This window comes from Cryobacterium ruanii, from assembly GCF_004404055.1.
Lineage (GTDB): Bacteria > Actinomycetota > Actinomycetes > Actinomycetales > Microbacteriaceae > Cryobacterium > Cryobacterium ruanii.
Map to the genome: position 1 here is coordinate 14901 of NZ_SOHK01000017.1, position 16274 is coordinate 31174.

The 16274-nt window shown below is 66.1% G+C and carries 17 protein-coding genes; 8 read left to right on the forward strand and 9 right to left on the reverse strand.

Annotated elements, in window-relative coordinates:
* Window positions 1–46 precede the first annotated feature (46 nt).
* The gene (locus E3T47_RS11615) at window positions 47–862 is read right to left on the reverse strand and encodes an HAD family hydrolase (RefSeq protein ID WP_134556240.1); all 816 of its coding nucleotides are present in this window, start codon (window positions 860–862) and stop codon (window positions 47–49) included.
* Window positions 859–2139: a serine--tRNA ligase gene (gene serS / locus E3T47_RS11620; protein WP_134556241.1), complete on the reverse strand. Its 1281-nt coding sequence runs from the start codon at window positions 2137–2139 to the stop codon at window positions 859–861. Before serS ends, E3T47_RS11615 begins: the two co-directional genes overlap by 4 nt.
* 75 nt (window positions 2140–2214) lie before the next feature.
* Between serS and E3T47_RS11625 the strand changes: the two genes are divergently transcribed.
* Window positions 2215–3201, forward strand: coding sequence for a diacylglycerol/lipid kinase family protein (locus tag E3T47_RS11625; protein ID WP_134556242.1), 987 nt, complete (start codon window positions 2215–2217; stop codon window positions 3199–3201).
* Window positions 3202–3272: 71 nt separating this feature from the next.
* On the opposite strand, the gene E3T47_RS11630 is transcribed toward E3T47_RS11625, so the two are convergent.
* Together E3T47_RS11630 and pheA are read right to left on the reverse strand one after the other, a co-directional pair.
* Entirely contained in the window at window positions 3273–3743 is a 471-nt protein-coding gene (locus E3T47_RS11630) for a hypothetical protein (RefSeq protein WP_134556243.1), read from the reverse strand.
* A complete protein-coding gene (gene pheA / locus E3T47_RS11635; RefSeq protein ID WP_134556244.1) occupies window positions 3740–4696 on the reverse strand; it encodes a prephenate dehydratase in 957 nt (318 codons plus the stop codon). Before pheA ends, E3T47_RS11630 begins: the two co-directional genes overlap by 4 nt.
* Window positions 4697–4731: 35 nt before the next feature.
* Between pheA and pgm the strand changes: the two genes are divergently transcribed.
* Entirely contained in the window at window positions 4732–6348 is a 1617-nt protein-coding gene (pgm, locus tag E3T47_RS11640) for a phosphoglucomutase (alpha-D-glucose-1,6-bisphosphate-dependent) (RefSeq protein ID WP_134556245.1), read from the forward strand.
* On the opposite strand, the gene E3T47_RS11645 is transcribed toward pgm, so the two are convergent.
* Both E3T47_RS11645 and E3T47_RS15945 read right to left on the reverse strand, forming a co-directional pair.
* Window positions 6345–7049: an amidase domain-containing protein gene (locus E3T47_RS11645; RefSeq protein ID WP_166805708.1), complete on the reverse strand. Its 705-nt coding sequence runs from the start codon at window positions 7047–7049 to the stop codon at window positions 6345–6347. The genes pgm and E3T47_RS11645 overlap by 4 nt on opposite strands.
* Window positions 7050–7084: 35 nt before the next feature.
* Entirely contained in the window at window positions 7085–7222 is a 138-nt protein-coding gene (locus E3T47_RS15945; protein ID WP_166805709.1) for a hypothetical protein, read from the reverse strand.
* A gap of 192 nt (window positions 7223–7414) precedes the next feature.
* Here E3T47_RS15945 and E3T47_RS11650 point away from each other — a divergent pair, with 192 nt between their 5' ends.
* A complete protein-coding gene (locus E3T47_RS11650; RefSeq protein WP_134556247.1) occupies window positions 7415–8830 on the forward strand; it encodes a GH1 family beta-glucosidase in 1416 nt (471 codons plus the stop codon).
* Window positions 8831–8863: 33 nt separating this feature from the next.
* Here E3T47_RS11650 and E3T47_RS11655 read toward each other — a convergent pair whose 3' ends face one another.
* The gene (locus E3T47_RS11655; protein ID WP_134556248.1) at window positions 8864–9853 is read right to left on the reverse strand and encodes a DNA-methyltransferase; all 990 of its coding nucleotides are present in this window, start codon (window positions 9851–9853) and stop codon (window positions 8864–8866) included.
* Window positions 9854–9902: 49 nt separating this feature from the next.
* Between E3T47_RS11655 and E3T47_RS11660 the strand changes: the two genes are divergently transcribed.
* Window positions 9903–10241: a GNAT family N-acetyltransferase gene (locus E3T47_RS11660; protein ID WP_134556249.1), complete on the forward strand. Its 339-nt coding sequence runs from the start codon at window positions 9903–9905 to the stop codon at window positions 10239–10241.
* Window positions 10242–10306: 65 nt separating this feature from the next.
* Here the strand turns inward: E3T47_RS11660 and E3T47_RS11665 are convergent, their stop codons facing one another.
* Both E3T47_RS11665 and E3T47_RS11670 read right to left on the reverse strand, forming a co-directional pair.
* The gene (locus tag E3T47_RS11665; RefSeq protein WP_134556250.1) at window positions 10307–11359 is read right to left on the reverse strand and encodes a lipoate-protein ligase LplAB; all 1053 of its coding nucleotides are present in this window, start codon (window positions 11357–11359) and stop codon (window positions 10307–10309) included.
* Window positions 11360–11368: 9 nt separating this feature from the next.
* A complete protein-coding gene (locus E3T47_RS11670) occupies window positions 11369–12217 on the reverse strand; it encodes an alpha/beta fold hydrolase (protein WP_134556251.1) in 849 nt (282 codons plus the stop codon).
* A gap of 78 nt (window positions 12218–12295) precedes the next feature.
* Between E3T47_RS11670 and E3T47_RS11675 the strand changes: the two genes are divergently transcribed.
* From E3T47_RS11675 to E3T47_RS11690, 4 genes are all read left to right on the forward strand, one after another.
* On the forward strand, window positions 12296–12799 hold the full coding sequence (locus tag E3T47_RS11675; RefSeq protein ID WP_134556252.1) for a MarR family winged helix-turn-helix transcriptional regulator: 504 nt from the start codon (window positions 12296–12298) through the stop codon (window positions 12797–12799).
* A gap of 5 nt (window positions 12800–12804) precedes the next feature.
* A complete protein-coding gene (locus E3T47_RS11680; RefSeq protein WP_134556513.1) occupies window positions 12805–14136 on the forward strand; it encodes an MFS transporter in 1332 nt (443 codons plus the stop codon).
* 183 nt (window positions 14137–14319) lie between these two features.
* Complete coding sequence (locus tag E3T47_RS11685; RefSeq protein WP_134556253.1) at window positions 14320–15225, forward strand: DMT family transporter; 906 nt, start codon at window positions 14320–14322, stop codon at window positions 15223–15225.
* Window positions 15226–15300: 75 nt separating this feature from the next.
* Complete coding sequence (locus E3T47_RS11690) at window positions 15301–16221, forward strand: 2-hydroxyacid dehydrogenase (protein ID WP_134556254.1); 921 nt, start codon at window positions 15301–15303, stop codon at window positions 16219–16221.
* The last annotated feature ends 53 nt before the right edge of the window (window positions 16222–16274 follow it).

A 16274-nucleotide genomic window follows, 5' to 3' on the forward strand; every position in this document is an offset into this window, starting at 1 on the left:
GACCCTACAGGCTGACAGAGGGTCCTGGTAAACGGCTGGATGGCGGTCAGAGCGTGCGCAAAACCGTGGCGAGGCCGTCGATGGTCACGTTGCCGGTGATCTCCGATCCGGCGGCGAGAACGTCGCCTGGCGACTCCCCCATGGCCACGCCGCGACCGAATTCGGCGGCCCATTGCAGCATGTCGATGTCGTTGCGGCCATCACCGACGGCCATCACCCGCTCGCGCGGCACACCCATCGCCACGCGCACCCGCTCCATGGCCGTTGACTTGTTGACGCCGTCGGGGGCGATGTCGAGCCAGGCCGTCCACCCAATGGCGTAACTCACCCGGTTCAGGCCCATACGCTCGACGACGTGAAGGAACTCTTCCATGTCGTGGTCGGGCGAGATGACGACCACCCGGGTCGCCTGATGCTTCAGCAGTTCATCGAAGTCGACCCGTTCGCTGTCCATGCCGATCGTGGCATCGGGGATCGGTTCGGTGTAGCGGTAGAAACCATGCTCGTCTTCGACGGCGAACCGGGCCGAGCCGAGGTGTGCCCGAATCGAGGTGAGCACGTCGCTCGGGTCGAAAGTTTCGACCCATTCGCGGCGGTATCCCATGGGCGCCGTCGCGTCGCGGTGCATCGTAATGGCCCCATTGGAACAGACCACGTAGCGCGGCGAGATACCAAGCCGGTCGAGCACCGGCAGAGCGGCAGCAGCGGAACGCCCGGTGGCGAGCATGACCTCGTGTCCGGCCGCGGCGAGCCGGGCGACCTCATCGATCACGGCCTGGCTGATCGAGCCGTCTTCGTGCATGGTCGTACCGTCGATGTCGAGGGCGACGAGCCACGGCTCGGTGGTGACGTCAAAAGTCATTTCGCTCCCTTCACCGGAAGGGGCGTGAGCACCTCGAGGCCACCGAGGTAGGGCCGGAGCGCCTCGGGGACGCGCACCGAGCCATCCGCTTGCTGGTGTGTTTCGAGCATGGCGACGAGCCACCGGGTGGTCGCGAGGGTGCCGTTGAGGGTCGCGACCGGCGCGGTCTTGCCCGATTCGGTGCGATAGCGGATGTCCAGCCTGCGTGCCTGGTAGGTGGTGCAGTTGCTCGTGCTGGTGAGCTCTCGGAAGGCGTTCTGGGTGGGCACCCAGGCCTCGATGTCGAATTTGCGGGCAGCGCTCGAACCAAGATCCCCGGCGGCAACGTCGATCACTCGGTAGCTGAGGCCGAGGGACTGCAGCATGCCCTCCTGCAGAGCGACGAGATTGGCGTGTTCAGCTTCGGCGTTCTCGGGCAACACGTAGGTGAACATCTCAAGCTTGTTGAACTGGTGCACGCGAATGATGCCGCGGGTGTCTTTACCGCCCGAGCCGGCCTCACGGCGGTAGCAGGTGCTCCAACCGGCGTAGCGCAGGGGTTCCTCGGAGAGGTCGAGGATCTCGTCTTTGTGGTAGCCGGCGAGCGCGACCTCGCTCGTGCCGGTCAGGTAGAGGTCGTCGGCGGGCAGGTAATAGACCTCGTCGTTGTGTTCGCCGAGAAAACCGGTGCCGTCCATGATTTCGGGGCGCACCAGGGTGGGGGTGATGAGCGGCACGAAGCCGGCTTCGAGCGCCCGATCGAGCGCCATGTTCATGAGAGCGATCTCGAGGCGGGCACCGATGCCCTTCAGGAAGTAGAAGCGGGTACCGGAGACCTTGGCACCTCGGGCCATATCGATGGCGCCGAGCAGTTCGCCGAGTTCAAGGTGGTCGCGCGGCTCAAATTCGAAGACCGGGGCTTCATCGTGGGTGCGCAGGATCGCGAAGTTTTCTTCGGCACCGGCCGGAACGCCGTCGATGATGGGATTCGCGATGGTCTTCACGACCTTTGTGAAGCGTTCCTCGGCCTCAGCGGCCGCGGCACCGGCAGCCTTGACGTTCGCGGCGAGACCGCGCGCTTCGGCAACGAGGGCCTTCTTCTGCTCGGGCGAAGCCCGAGCCACCGTCTTACCGAAAAGGTTCTGCGTGGCGCGCAGGTCTTCAAACGCCGTGATGGATGCGCGTCGGCTCGCGTCGGCGGCGAGCGCGGCATCCACCACCTCAACGGAGTCGCCACGGGCCTCCTGCGAACGCTTGAAGAGGTCAGGGTTTTCGCGTAACAGCACCGGATCAATCACCCGGCCAGTCTACAAGCGCCTGCCGCTGGGCAACCGCGGAGGCAACCGCGGAGGCGACCGCGTAGCCTAGGCCTCGTGACCGCCTCCGAACGACTCAACCAGCACGCCGCCGTCGTCTACAACCCGGTGAAAGTCGACCTCGCCAAGCTGCGCGCGAGCGTGACCGCGGCCGAGCAGTCCGCCGGCTGGGCCGAAACGGAATGGTTCGAAACCAGCCGTGACGACGTCGGCCAGGCCGCTACGAAGCAGGCACTCGACGCTGGCGCATCGATGGTGCTCTCGGCAGGCGGCGACGGCACGGTTCGCGCCGTTGCCGAGGCCCTGCGTGACTCCGGGGTGCGCATGGCGATCGTGCCGTCGGGCACCGGTAACCTGCTGGCCCGCAACCTCGAGCTGCCGCTCGGCAGCATCGATGCCGCCACAACGATCGCGTTCAGCGGGGTCGACAAGCCCATCGACCTCGGCGTGGCGAGCGTCACGACCGACGCTGGCGCGGTCGAGGAACACGTCTTCCTGGTTATGGCCGGTCTCGGCCTCGACGCGCAGATGATCGCCCACACCCGCGATGACCTGAAGAAACAGGTGGGCTGGCTCGCCTACGTCGACGGCGTGGCGCGGGCGCTGCCCAAAGCCAAGCCATTTCGCATCCGTTACAGCGTTGCCGGGCGGGTCGACCGGCCGGCCCAGGTGAGCGCCATTCTTGTCGCCAACTGCGGGCTCCTGCCGGGCAACCTGCAGTTTCTGCCCGATGCACGCCTCGACGACGGCATTCTCGACATTGCCGTGCTGCAGCCCAAGGGTGTGCTCGGCTGGCTGACCATTTGGCGGCGGGTGACCTGGGAGAACGGGGTGCTGCGCCGCTCGGCAGTGGGTCGCCGCATGATTCAGGCGACCGAATCATCGAATGAACGAGTGATGACGACCCTGCGGGGGCCAGACATTCGCATCGCGCTCGAGCAACCGCAGGATTTCGAACTCGACGGCGACGAGTTCGGGCTGGTGCGCAAGGTGCGGCTGCACGCCGACGCGGGCGCGCTCATCGTGCGCGTGCCGGCCGAGTAGCGCATCATTTCTGTTGTTCACCGCCGGTTTCAGGTGGTTTTGCGACCCCTCACTCGCCAAATTGGCGGGTCTTATCGGCGGGTTGACCGGGAGCGCCAGCGCAGGGCATGGAAAAACAGAAGCCCGACGACAGTGGCCAGGCCGGTTGCGGTCATTGCGGGTGCGAGAGTCCAGATCAACTGCTGCATAACCATTTCGAGCGGCACCTCGGTGCTCGAGGATCCCGCGAAGCCCGAGCTGAAATAGGTGCTAAGAATCGTGCGCGCTTGCAGGATCAGCCCGCCGATGATGAGGACTGGCCCAATTATCCACAGGGCAACGATGAACGGATTACCCGGCTCAAATTGGTCGAGAGGCTCGTCGGCGTCGGGTGTGGGCACCGAACCGACATCGGTTGGTCCAACGAAGTTTGTCGGCGGGCTGTCTGCGGCGGGCGACAGAATCGCCGGTATGTCCGACGCAGCGGGATCCGCAAGGTTACCGGGCTCATAGCCACGCTGATAGCGGGCATCGTGTTCCGGGTCAAAGCGCGGCTCGGTCATGCGGCGGGTTCCCCATCGATCAAGCCGCGCAACCAGTCGCGGGCTTCGATGAAGATGCCATCGTCGTAACGCGAGGTGAACTCGATCGGGCGCTTATCAGCCCGCGGATACGATCCGAGAAAGATCACCTCGGGGCTGAACCGGCGAAGTCCCAGCAGGGCGTCGGCGACGCGCTCGTCGAGAATATGACCGTCAGCGTCGACGACGAAGCGGTAGCGGCCGAGGGAATCACCGATCGGCCGGGACTGAATCAGGCTGAGGTTCACGCCACGGGTGGCGAACTGCTCGAGCATGTCGAGCAGGGCACCGGAGCGGTCGCTCGGCAGCTCGATGATGAGGCTGGTCTTGTCGGCGCCGGTCGGCGCAGTCAGCTGGTTGCCGCGGCCGACAAGCACGAACCGGGTCACCGCGTTCGGGTTGTCGCCGATTTCTGACGCCAGAACAATGAGGTCGTGGTGCTTGTCGATACCAGGCGGGGCGATCGCGGCATCCGCTTGATCAGTTTCTAGCAGGGCAGCTGCGGCAGCGACGTTGCTCGACGCGGGAATGTGCCCGTGGCTCGGCAGGGCGCGTTCGAGCCAGTTGCGGCACTGCCCATAGGCGACCGGATGCGCGTTGACGACCCGCACATCTTCCAGCGTGGTGCCGGGGCGGGCGACGAGCACGAAGTTGACCGGCACGAGGTATTCGCCGATGATGCGCAGGTTCGGCACGCTCGCGAGGGCGTCTTGCGTGGCCGTGACGCCGCCGTCGACCGAGTTCTCGATGGCGATCATCGCCGCGAGGCTGCGACCCGAGATCACGTCGGCGAAGGCCTCGCCCACGTTATTGACCGGGCGCCAGATTTGACCGCGCGCCTCGGCCACCTGGGCGAGTGCCGCCTCGGTAAACGTGCCGGCCGGGCCGAGATAGCTGTAGGTCTGGGCCTGGTGCGGATTCGGCGAGTCGGGCATGGCTCACAGCCTACCGGGGGTGCCAGACTGTGCTCATGAGCCAACGAGCAGGAACCCCCGCCCAGGAATCTGATTTGATCGACGTTGATGGGCTGGTCAATGCCTATTACAACCTGAAACCGGATGTCACGGTGCCAGCCCAAAGGGTCGTCTTCGGCACCTCCGGGCACCGCGGCAGTTCGCTGAACACCGCGTTCAACGAGGATCACATCAGTGCCACGACGCAGGCGATCGTGGAATACCGCGCCGGCCAGGGCATCACCGGCCCGCTCTTCATCGGCACCGATCCGCACGCCCTGAGCGGCCCGGCCTACACGACCGCCCTCGAGGTGCTCGTCGCCAATGGTGTGCGCGTGCTCGTGGACGAGTTCGACGACTACGTACCCACCCCTTCCCTGTCCCACGCGATTCTGGCCTACAACCGCGCCGAGCACGGCGACCTAGCCGACGGCATCGTCGTCACCCCGAGCCACAACCCGCCCATGGACGGTGGCTTCAAATACAATCCGCCGCACGGCGGTCCGGCCGACAGCGACGCCACCTCATGGATCGCCAACCGCGCCAACGAGCTCATCGCCGGCGGTCTGGTCGGCGTTCTACGGAGCGAGCCGAGCGCCGTCGAGACCTACGACTTTCGCGGTCACTACGTGAATGACCTCGAGAACATCATCGACATGCAGGCCATCCGTACCAGCGGGATCCGCATCGGGGCCGACCCGCTCGGCGGCGCGAGCGTCGGCTATTGGGGTGCTATCCGCGACCGGTACGAGATCGACCTCGTCGTGGTCAACCCGAAAGTCGACCCGACCTGGCGCTTCATGACCCTGGACTGGGATGAGAAGATCCGCATGGATCCGTCGAGTGCCTCGGTGATGGCATCCGTTGTCGCGCACAAGGACGAGTACGACATCCTCACCGGTAACGACGCCGACGCCGACCGGCACGGCATCGTCACGCCCGACGGTGGCCTGATGAACCCGAACCACTTTCTGGCCGTCGCCATCGACTACCTCTACAGCCACCGCGAAGGCTGGAAACCCGACTCCGCTGTCGGCAAGACCCTCGTCTCGTCGACGATGATCGACCGAGTCACCGGCTTTCTCGGGCGCGACCTGTGGGAAGTTCCGGTCGGCTTCAAGTGGTTCGTGCCGGGCCTGATCGACGGCTCGGTGGCCTTCGGCGGCGAGGAAAGCGCCGGAGCAAGCTTCGTGCGCTTCGACGGCACCGTCTGGACCACCGACAAGGACGGCATCCTGCTGGCCCTGCTCGCCTCCGAGATTCTCGCCGTCACCGGCAAGACCCCGAGCCAGCGCTACGCCGAGCTCGCCGAGCACTTCGGTGCCCCCTCCTATGCCCGAGTGGATGCCGCGGCCACGCCAGCCCAAAAAGCCGCGCTGGCCAAGCTCGACGGCTCGATGATCACGGCCACCGAGCTCGCCGGCGAGAAGATCACCGGCGCGTTCAGTGTGGCCCCCGGCAACGGTGCGGCCATCGGCGGCGTCAAGGTGACGACCGAGAACGCGTGGTTCGCAGCCCGGCCGAGCGGCACCGAGGACGTCTACAAGATCTATGCCGAGTCCTTTCTGGGCCCGGACCACCTCGCACAGGTTCAGCTCGAGGCCAAGGCGATCGTGGACGACGCTATCGCCTAGGGAACACTCCAGTAGTAGGCCGTGCCACCGGGGTGGTCAACCGTGATGGCCGTGTCGACCGAGCGGTAGTCGGAATCTAAAGTGTGCCCGGCGAACGAGATGGTGATGGTCTCGCCGACCTTCTCCACCCTGGTGACGATGCCGGTGTGATCGCGGTCGCCGGTGTTGTCCCAGTCGAACTGCACGATGTCGCCGACCTTCACCTGATCGCGCTGCTGGTCGGTCAGCGCCGTGGCCTTGCCGGTCGACGCGATGTACTTCATGAAGGCGGTCGAACTTCGCCAGGCCGCCGAGGCATCGTAGGCATTGCCATTCTTCGGGCTCGACCAGACGGAGTCCATTGTCCAACCGCGCACGATCATGGCCTGGCTGGCGAAGTTGACACAGTCATTCTCGCCGAGCACACCCCACTCGGCCGAGTTGTAATTTTCCAGCTGCCAGTGCGCGAGGAGATAGTCCAGCTGTGCGGCGACGGGAGCGCTGAGAACCGGCGCCGCTTCGACCTCTACCGCAGCGGCCGGTTCGGTCGGGGTGACTCGAGCCGGGTCGTCCGTTGCGGCGGGAGTGGCGGCATCCGTTGCCTGGGCGGTCTTCGCCGGCTCAGGGGAACCCTCGAGAGCCTGCACGACGATCGCGGTGGCGCCGACCGCGAGCACCGCTCCGACGGCCGTGGTCAGGCCGAGTCGCTGCCACCGGGTCAACTGCACAATGTACCTACTTCGTTTGGAGGAACTGCCTAAACGCTCATGGCGGCGCTCAGGTAGAGCGCGATCGCCGCGAGGGCGACAAGCACTCCGACGATGAGAACGCCGATCAGAAACCGGCGTCGGATGCGCCGCTGGTCGGCCTCCGTGGGTTCGTTATTCTGCAGCATGATTCGAGCTTAGCCGCGACCAATATCGCAAGTCCTGAATGCCGAGTGCACAACCGCGGAGATCGTGTTTGTCGGGGCCGATAACGCGCGATTCACGGCGATATCCGACCCGATATCCGCGTTTGCATACTTGGGCGCTGGCGGACATCCGAAGCTCTGGTCGAATGCGCCGTTGCGGGGTACCGTCGTGTCATGTCGCAGATCGAACCCACACCGTTCACCTGGCCGCACGGATTTATCTGGGGGTCGGCGACGGCCGCCGCCCAAATTGAGGGAGCCGGCCATGCGGGCGGCAAGGAAGACTCGATCTGGGACGCATTCGCGCGAGTTCCGGGTGCCATCGCGGGCGGTGACGACCTCGAAACCGCCGTGGATCACTACCATCGCATGCCCGCCGACGTGGCGCTCATGGCCTCGCTCGGCCTCGATGCCTACCGCTTTTCCATCAGTTGGGCCCGGGTGCGCCCCTGCGATCGCGCCCTGAACCCGGAGGGACTCGACTTCTACTCCCGACTGGTCGACGAGCTTCTCGGCGCCGGTATTCTGCCCTGGCTCACGCTTTATCACTGGGACCTGCCGCAGGCCCTCGAAGAAAAGGACGGCTGGGCCAACCGCGAGACCGCCTACCGTTTCGTCGAGTATGCGACGGATGTCTACGCTGCGCTCGGCGATCGGGTCACCCACTGGACCACCTTCAACGAGCCCTTCTGCTCTTCACTGCTCGGTTACGGATCGGGCGTGCACGCGCCGGGTCGGCAGGACGGCGGGGCGGCGGTCGCCGCCGTGCACCACCAGCACCTCGCCCATGGGCTTGCCGTGAACGCGCTGCGTTCGGCCGGAGCCCAGCACCTCGGGATCACGCTCAACCTCACCAATGCTGTGCCACGCGACGCCACCGACCCGGTCGACGTCGAGGCGGCCCGTCGGCTCGACTCGCTCGCCAACCGCATCTTCCTCGAGCCGCTGCTGCGCGGCGCCTACCCGGTGGACACCCTGCACGACCTGGAGCCGTTCGGCCTAGCCGAGGTCATCCACTCAGATGACCTGTCAATCATCAGCGCTCCGCTCGATTTTCTCGGCGTCAACCACTATCACGACGACCTCGTGAGCGGGCATGCTGACGCCTCGGCGAGCGACTCACACGCCGGCGGCGCTGCGCGTTCGGTCGGGTCGCCGTGGATCGGCTCGGAGTACATCACCTTTCCCAGCCGCGGACTGCCGCGCACCGCTATGGACTGGGAAGTCAACGCTGACGGGCTGCGCCTGCTGCTCGTGCGCCTCGGCGAGGAGTACGAGCAGCTCCCGCCGCTCTATGTCACCGAGAACGGCGCGGCCTACGACGACACGGTGAGCGCCGACGGCAGCGTGCACGACTCCGAACGCACCGATTACATCGTCTCGCACATCAACAAGGTGGCCGAGGCGATCGCGGCCGGTGCCGACGTGCGCGGGTACTTCGTCTGGTCTCTGCTCGACAACTTCGAGTGGTCGTACGGCTACGAAAAGCGCTTCGGCATCGTGCGGGTCGACTTTGACACCCTTCAGCGCACGGTAAAAGACAGCGGGCGCAGGTATGCCGCGCACATTCGGGCCGTGCACGCGGCCTGAGCCTTCCGGCCCTCCCCCGCCAAGCGGATGCCGTCAGTTGGGTCTCGCGGTACCCGCTATCGACTGCGGCAGCTTTTGCTGGGATGCCCGCTTCCTCAACGAGGGCTGCGAGCCCACCGCGTCATTCTCAGGTCTCTCCTCGGTCAAATCAGAAAAGTCGATGCCGGCGACCAGCTCGAACCGCACCCGCATCACGGCGAGCGCCTCGGGATTCTGGTCGATGAGCACGAATCGCCGGCCGAGTGCGTTTGCGACCGCGCCGGTGGTGCCGCTGCCGGCGAAGAAATCGAGCACCCAGTCGCCCTCGCGACTGGAGGCCTGGATGATACGGCGCAGAATTCCGACCGGTTTCTGGGTGGGGTAGCCGGTCTTCTCCTTGCCCGTGGGCGAGACAATCGTGTGCCACCAGACATCCGTTGGAAGCTTTCCCTTGGCGACCTTTTCAGGTGTGACCAGCCCGGGAGCCATATACGGCTCGCGGTCGACGGTGGTTGAGTCAAAGTAATACCGGGCCGGGTTCTTCACGTAGACCAGGATCGTGTCGTGCTTGGTTGGCCACTTGTTCTTGGACTTCGCCCCGTAGTCATAGGCCCAGATGAGCTCGTTGAGAAAGCACTCCCGGCCGAAGAGGGCGTCGAGCAGCACCTTGGCGTAGTGAGCTTCGCGGTAGTCGAGGTGCAGGTAGAGGGTTCCGTCGTCGGCGAGCAGCCGCCAGGCCTCGATCAGTCGCGGCTCCAGAAAAGCCCAATAGTCTTCGAACTGGTCGTCATAGCCGAGCAGGTCACCCTTGATGCGCTCGTACCGCTGACCCTTGAAGCCGGTGATCGTGCCGGCCGCGTGCGAGCCGTCGACGGCGACCGACCGCACCGAGGTGGTGCTCTGCCGTTTCTGCGACCGGCCGGTGTTAAACGGCGGGTCGAGGTAGATCAGGGTGAAGGCGCCGTCAGGGAGGCCTGGCAGCACCTCGAGGTTGTTTGCGTGGATGACACGGCTCGGGCTGGTCGGCGTCCACGCATTTTGCATTTGTCCATTCTTTCAGCCCGCGCGCCGTCTATCGGCTTAGTCTGTCAAGATGACTGCTGAATCGACGACCATCCACTCGCAGGAGCTGGCTGAAACCGGCACTCTGCAGGTGCGCCATAACCCCGAGCAGAGCCGCTACACGGTGTTGCTCGGCGAAGAACTAGTCGGCCAGGCCGACTACATCACGACGGCGACCGCCGTGCATTTCACGCACACCGAGGTCGATCCGGCACAGCGTGCCCACGGTTTGGCGAGCATTCTGGTCGAGCAGGCACTTGACGACGTGCGCGTGCGCACCGACCTCGCCGTGGTGCCCGACTGCTCCTACGTGGCGCACTGGATCGACCGGCACGCGGAATATCAGGACCTGCTGACGCGAGGAGGGTAGCCCGAGCGCAGGCGCGCGATAAGCGGATGCCCTCGGCGAGCCGCCGGCATCCGCTTATCGCGTCTTCACGGAACCCGGGTCAGCCAGGCCTCGGTGCTGAACTTATTCGCGACGAGCTCGATTGCCTTGGCGTATTCCTCGACGGTAACGTCACTCGCGGTAGCACCGTAGAGGCCGGTGAAGGTCTCTTTCATGCGGTCGATGATAGCGGCGCGGCTCAGGCCGGTCTGGCTGCGCAGCGGATCGACGCGTTTGGCGGCGCTCGTGATGCCCTTGTCGCTGAGCTTTTCGCGGCCGATGCGCAGCACCTGCACCATCTTTTCGCCGTCCATGTCGTAGCTCATGGTGACGTGGTGCAGCACGGCGCCGCTGCCGAGGCGTTTCTGCGCGGCTCCGCCGATCTTGCCGGTCGGGCTGGTGATGTCGTTGAGCGGCTGGTAGCGCGCGTCGATGCCGAGCGATTTGAGCGCTTCGATGACCCACTCGTCGAGAAACGCGTACGAATCGGCGAAGCTCATGCCCTGCACGAGGTCCGTCGGCGCGTAGATCGAGTAGGTGATGACCGAGCCAGCCTCCATGAACATGGCGCCGCCGCCGCTGATGCGCCGCACCACGGTGAAGCCGTACTTGGCGGCGTTCTCCGGGTCGACCTCGTTTTTCAGCGACTGAAAGCTGCCGATGACGACGGCCGGCTCGTTCCACTCCCAGATGCGCAGGGTCGGTTGGCGTCGTCCTTCGCCGACCTCGGTCGCGAGCACCTCGTCGAGAGCCATCTGCAGCACGGGTGCGACGGGCTTCTGCGAGTGGATGATCTGCCAGTCGTAGTCCTGCCAGGTGCTCGCCTGCGCGAGCGACCGGCGAATCGCGACGGCCACGGCCTCGGGTGAGAAGCCGAGCAGAATGGCCCGAGTGGGCAGTGCCCGGCGCACGGCTGAGGCGATCGCGGCGGCGGAGCTACCGGCGGGCAGGCCGGTCACCGCCGCATTGATGTCCTCGAGGGCATTGTCGGGTTCCAAGAAGAAATCCCCGGCCAGACGAAAGTTGGTGATGACATCATCGACAACATCGAGATCGACGACGACCAGTTTGCCGCCCGGAACCTTATATTCACCATGCATGGTTTCAGCCTACGGCTTGCCGGGAAACCGCTCGTCGAGCCAGGACACGAGATCGCCGATCACCTCGTCGCGATTGGTCTCGTTGAAGACTTCGTGCCGCGCACCCGGATAGACGATCAGGCGCACGTCGCGCAGTCCGGAACGCTTGACATAGGCGTTCACCAGTTTCAGGACACTGCGCTCTCCGCCAACCGTGTCGTCACCGCCGACCAGTGCGAGCAGCGGCAGGTCGATCGGTAGGTCCTTGGCCGGCCGACCGAACAGGCGGGCGGCCTCGCGGAGGCCGAACAGTTTCGCAAGCGGGGTGGCCGTGGTCAGCGGGTCGGCCACGAACGCCGCAGCGACGGCCGGGTCGCGGCTGAGCCACTCGACCCCGGTCGTGCCGAGCACCTGGTGCTTACGATTGAGATCGCCGCCGTCGAGATAGCCGGGCCAGCGATATGCCGAGCCCGAGAGAACGACGGCGTCGTATTCGGCGGCGTGCTCGTTCACGATCATCTGCGCCATGAATGATCCCCAGCTGTGCCCGAGCAGTATGAGCGGCAGGTTTGGGTTGTCTGAGCGGATGATCGTACTCAGCTGATGCACGCCGGCCACGGCCGCGCGCAACCCGCCCGCACCGAGCCGACCGAGCCTGGTGTGATCGCCGCCGTGCTGGGCCAGTCCAGTTTGGCCGTGGCCGAGGTGGTCGTCGGCGTAGACCGTGTACCCGGCCCGGTTGAGATCGGCGGCGAGCGACGCATAACGCTGGGCGTGCTCGCCGACGCCGTGCGCGAGTTGGATCACGGCTCTGGCGGCGGGGACCGGCCAGACGTAATAGGTTATGAGCCGGCCGTGGGCATCCGTATATGTGAGCACGATGCCAGTCTGCCGTGTTTGGGCCGAATGACCCGCAGCAATGTACTTAGCAAGGCTAATTTGCTATGCTAACCATATATGGAATCGCGAAGTTATCCCAAGACCGCAGCCGTCGGTGTTATCAAGGCGCTGCCACCCCTCCGCGGCCAGCCCGCCGCAGCGAACGACACCGCCGAACTCAGCCATGAGTTTCGACTGGCCAACGGCCGCCTCGCCCGTCGCCTGCGCCAGGAGAAGGCCGAGAACGAGCTCGGCAGCGGGCAGTTCTCGGCGCTCGGTGTGCTCTACCTGCACGGTCCGCTGACGCTCACCGAGCTCAGCGAGTTCGAGCGCGTCACCCCGCCGTCGATGACCCGCACCGTGAAGTGCCTCGTCGATGCCGGCCTCGTGACCCGCACCGACTCCACGCTCGACGGACGCAAGATCGTGCTCAGCACAACGGATGCCGCAGCCGCCATGATGACCGAAACCCGCAAGCGTCGAGATGCCTGGCTGGTGCAGCGCGTTGCCCAGCTCAGCCCCGAACAGCGCCGGGTGCTCGCCGACGCGACCCTGATCATGAAGGAGCTCGCCGACAGTTGAGCGCCATGTTCCGCTCACTGAGCGTCGTCAATTACCGCATCTGGTTCGCCGGAGCGTTGGTGTCCAACATCGGCACGTGGATGCAGCGCACCGCCCAGGACTGGATCGTGCTGACCGAACTCACCGATTACAACGCGACCGCTGTCGGCATCACCATGGCGCTGCAGCTCGGCCCCATGCTGCTGCTCATGCCCTGGTCCGGCCTGATCGCCGACCGGTTCAACCGGCGCAAGCTGCTCATCCTCACCCAAACCCTGATGGGTCTGCTGGCCCTTGGCCTCGGCATTCTCTCCGTGACCGACGTCGTCGAGCTGTGGCACGTGTACCTTTTCGCGTTCGGCCTCGGCGTCGTCGCCGCGATCGACGCCCCGGCACGACAGACCTTCGTCTCTGAACTCGTCGCCGACGACAATCTCTCCAACGCGGTCGCCCTCAACTCGGCGTCGTTCCACGGCGCACGACTGATCGGCCCGGCCGCTGCCGGACTGCTCACGGTAGCCGTCGGTGCCGGGTGGGTGTTCATGATCAACGCCGTCACCTTCGCCGCGACGGTCTTCGCGATGACCCTGCTGCGCACCCACCAGCTGCGCCGCCAGCCGAAGGCCCCACGCGAGCGCGGGCAGCTCATGGCCGGCTTCCGTTACGTGCGCGGTCGGTCCGACATCGTCGTCGTCATGATCGCGGTCTTTCTAATCGGCACCTTCGGGCTCAACTTCGCCATCTTCACCTCGACCATGGCTACGATCGAGTTCGGACGGGGGGCTGCCGAGTTCGGCCTGCTCAGCTCGATCATGGCCATCGGCGCGGTCGCCGGTGCGCTGCTCGCGGCCCGCCGCAGCCGCGCGCGCATGCGCCTCGTGGTTCTGGGTTCGGCAATGTTCGGCCTGGCCTGCGCCCTGTCAGCGATCATGCCGACGTATGCCAGTTTCGCCATATCCCTCGTGCTGGTCGGCCTGTCGTCGCTCACCCTCATGACGACCGCAAACGCCTACGTGCAGACCACGACCCGGCCCGAGATGCGCGGCCGCGTGATGGCGCTCTACATGGCCATCTTCGTCGGCGGCACTCCCCTCGGCGCGCCGCTCGTCGGCTGGGTAGCGGATGCCTTCGGCCCACGCTGGGCGCTCGGCCTCGCCGCGATCTCGGGATTGCTGGCCGCACTGGTCGTGCTGTTCTGGATGGTGCGGTATCGCCGGCTGCGGGTACACGTGCATCCGTTCACCGCGCCGCGGGTGCGCGTGGCGCATGCTGGGGACGGGCGCGAGGAGGCCGCGGCACTCAATCACGAGACGGCCACTCGCGAGATCGCGATCGTCGAAGCCACCGCGCCGCGCTAGCGCCGTGCTAGCTCCGCGCACGGGACCCCGTCCCCAGTGCAGACTGCCGGCAGCACCCGCGCGGCCCTGGCTGCTGACCGGAGCGGTCTAGGGTCGAAGAAGAGACCCTCTTTTTTTGAGCAATGGGCAGGCAATGACCACTTTCATCACCGCGTCAGGCAAAACGCCGACACCCGTGCGCGCATGAAGGCCACCATTGCGCTCGTCGTTGCGACCCTGTTGTGGGCGGGCAACTACATCGTCGGCGGCATCGCCGTGCAGACGCTCTCCCCCGTGGAGCTCACCTGGTTGCGCTGGCTGCTCGCCTCTATTCCGCTGCTGATTCTTGCCCAAGTGGTCGAGCGGCCGAACTGGGCCCAGGTGCTGCGTCGCTGGCCCCGCCTGCTGCTGCTCGCGGCTCTCGGCGTTGGCGGCTACAACCTGCTGCTCTACACCGCGCTGCAGTACACGACGCCGCAGTCCGCGTCGCTTATCAACGCCGCGAATCCGGCCATGATGGTGGTGCTCGCGGCAGTGTTGCTGCGCGAACGCATCGGTTGGCGGGGCGTTGTCGGGCTGGGGCTGGGGCTTGTGGGAGTGGTGCTGATCATCACGGATGGTGCGCTCGCATCCGTTTTCACGCGCACGCCGAACGCGGGCGACGTGCTCATGGTGGGTGCGATCGTGGTGTGGAGCCTCTACACGATCGTCGGCCGTGGGCTTTCGGTACCGCCGATCACCGCGACGGCGGTGCAGGGCACGTTCGTCGCGGCGTTGCTCGCGCCGGTCGCGCTGCTCGGCGGGGTGCGCTGGCCAGCGGATGCCGCCATCGGCTGGGCGGTGATCTTCATCGCGATCTTTCCGTCGATCGGTTCCTACGTGCTGTGGAACGCGGCGCTGAAGAGCATTTCGCCGGGCCGGGCCGGGCTGTTTCTGAACCTGATCACGGTGTTCACGGTGATCATCGCCGTGGTGCTCGGCGCCCAGCTGACCACGCCGCAGCTCGTCGGCGGCGTGATCGTATTCGCCGGAGTCGCGCTGAGCACCCTGCACCCGGCGCGCGCACTGGCGAGCCAGCCGGTGCGCGACGACGCGACGCACGGGCGGTAACCGGCGCGGGGCCCGGACCCCGTTCAGAGACGGCGGCGCGCCTTGGAGTAGGGCGGGGCAACGTAGGCTCGGGGAATGAACTCACTGCTGGTCAGCCTGCCCGATTCCGTGCTGCGTGAGGCGGTCGGCGATCTGCCCGCGGGCGTCGAGGTCATCGAGTGGGCGCTCGACGGGCCGGCCCCGCGGCCACGGTTCGACCTCGTCGTCACGCCGTACATGGGCGCGACCGATCGCCTCGCGCACCTGGCCGGCGTCGAGACCCGCCTCGTGCAGAGCCAGTCCATCGGCTACGACGGCGTCGACCGGGTGCTGCCCGCCGGGCACGTCTACGCCAACGCGGCGAGCGTGCACGAGACGTCGACGGCCGAGCTCGCCCTCGCGCTCATCCTCGCCTCCCAGCGCGGCATCCCCGCCTTCGTGCGTGCAGCTGACGCCGGAGAATGGGCACCAGCCCACCACGCCAGCCTCGCCGACCGCACCGTGCTGCTGCTCGGCTACGGCGGCGTCGGCCGGGCCATCGAGAGCCGGCTGCTGGCCTTCGAAACGACGGTCATCCGGGTCGCGCGCACGGCTCGCAGCGATGAGCGCGGCATGATCCACGGCTTCGAAGCGCTGCCCGAACTGCTCCCGCAGGCAGACATCGTGGTCGTAGGCGTTCCGCTGACCATCGCGACGAAGCATCTGGTCAACGACGCCTTCCTGGGCCAGCTGCGAGACGGTGCCCTGCTCGTGAACATCGCCCGCGGTCCGGTCGCCGACACCGACGCTCTGCTCGCGCACGCGACGGGCGGTCGCATCAGGCTCGCGCTCGACGTGACCGATCCGGAACCGCTGCCGGCGGGGCATCCGCTCTTCGCGCTGCCGAACGTGATCATCTCACCACACGTCGGCGGTGCCTCGAGCGCCATGCTGCCGCGCATGGCCCGGCTGGTGCGCGAACAGATCAAGCGGATGCTGCGCGACGAGCCGCCGCTCAACGTCGTGTTGACGAGCTAGCTGGCCCTCACAACTCCAGGGCCGACTTACTTTTGTAGTCGATCGGCCGCAGG

Coding starts and splice junctions, on each gene's coding strand:
- E3T47_RS11665 (WP_134556250.1), bottom strand. CDS start 11,359: ATGCATGGTGAATATAAGGTTCCGGGCGGCAAACTGGTCGTCGTCGAT.
- pgm (WP_134556245.1), top strand. CDS start 4,732: ATGAGCCAACGAGCAGGAACCCCCGCCCAGGAATCTGATTTGATCGAC.
- E3T47_RS11630 (WP_134556243.1), bottom strand. CDS start 3,743: ATGACCGAGCCGCGCTTTGACCCGGAACACGATGCCCGCTATCAGCGT.
- E3T47_RS11675 (WP_134556252.1), top strand. CDS start 12,296: ATGGAATCGCGAAGTTATCCCAAGACCGCAGCCGTCGGTGTTATCAAG.
- E3T47_RS11660 (WP_134556249.1), top strand. CDS start 9,903: ATGACTGCTGAATCGACGACCATCCACTCGCAGGAGCTGGCTGAAACC.
- E3T47_RS11615 (WP_134556240.1), bottom strand. CDS start 862: ATGACTTTTGACGTCACCACCGAGCCGTGGCTCGTCGCCCTCGACATC.
- E3T47_RS11690 (WP_134556254.1), top strand. CDS start 15,301: ATGAACTCACTGCTGGTCAGCCTGCCCGATTCCGTGCTGCGTGAGGCG.
- E3T47_RS11650 (WP_134556247.1), top strand. CDS start 7,415: ATGTCGCAGATCGAACCCACACCGTTCACCTGGCCGCACGGATTTATC.
- E3T47_RS11680 (WP_134556513.1), top strand. CDS start 12,805: ATGTTCCGCTCACTGAGCGTCGTCAATTACCGCATCTGGTTCGCCGGA.
- pheA (WP_134556244.1), bottom strand. CDS start 4,696: ATGCCCGACTCGCCGAATCCGCACCAGGCCCAGACCTACAGCTATCTC.
- E3T47_RS11685 (WP_134556253.1), top strand. CDS start 14,320: ATGAAGGCCACCATTGCGCTCGTCGTTGCGACCCTGTTGTGGGCGGGC.
- E3T47_RS15945 (WP_166805709.1), bottom strand. CDS start 7,222: ATGCTGCAGAATAACGAACCCACGGAGGCCGACCAGCGGCGCATCCGA.
- E3T47_RS11655 (WP_134556248.1), bottom strand. CDS start 9,853: ATGCAAAATGCGTGGACGCCGACCAGCCCGAGCCGTGTCATCCACGCA.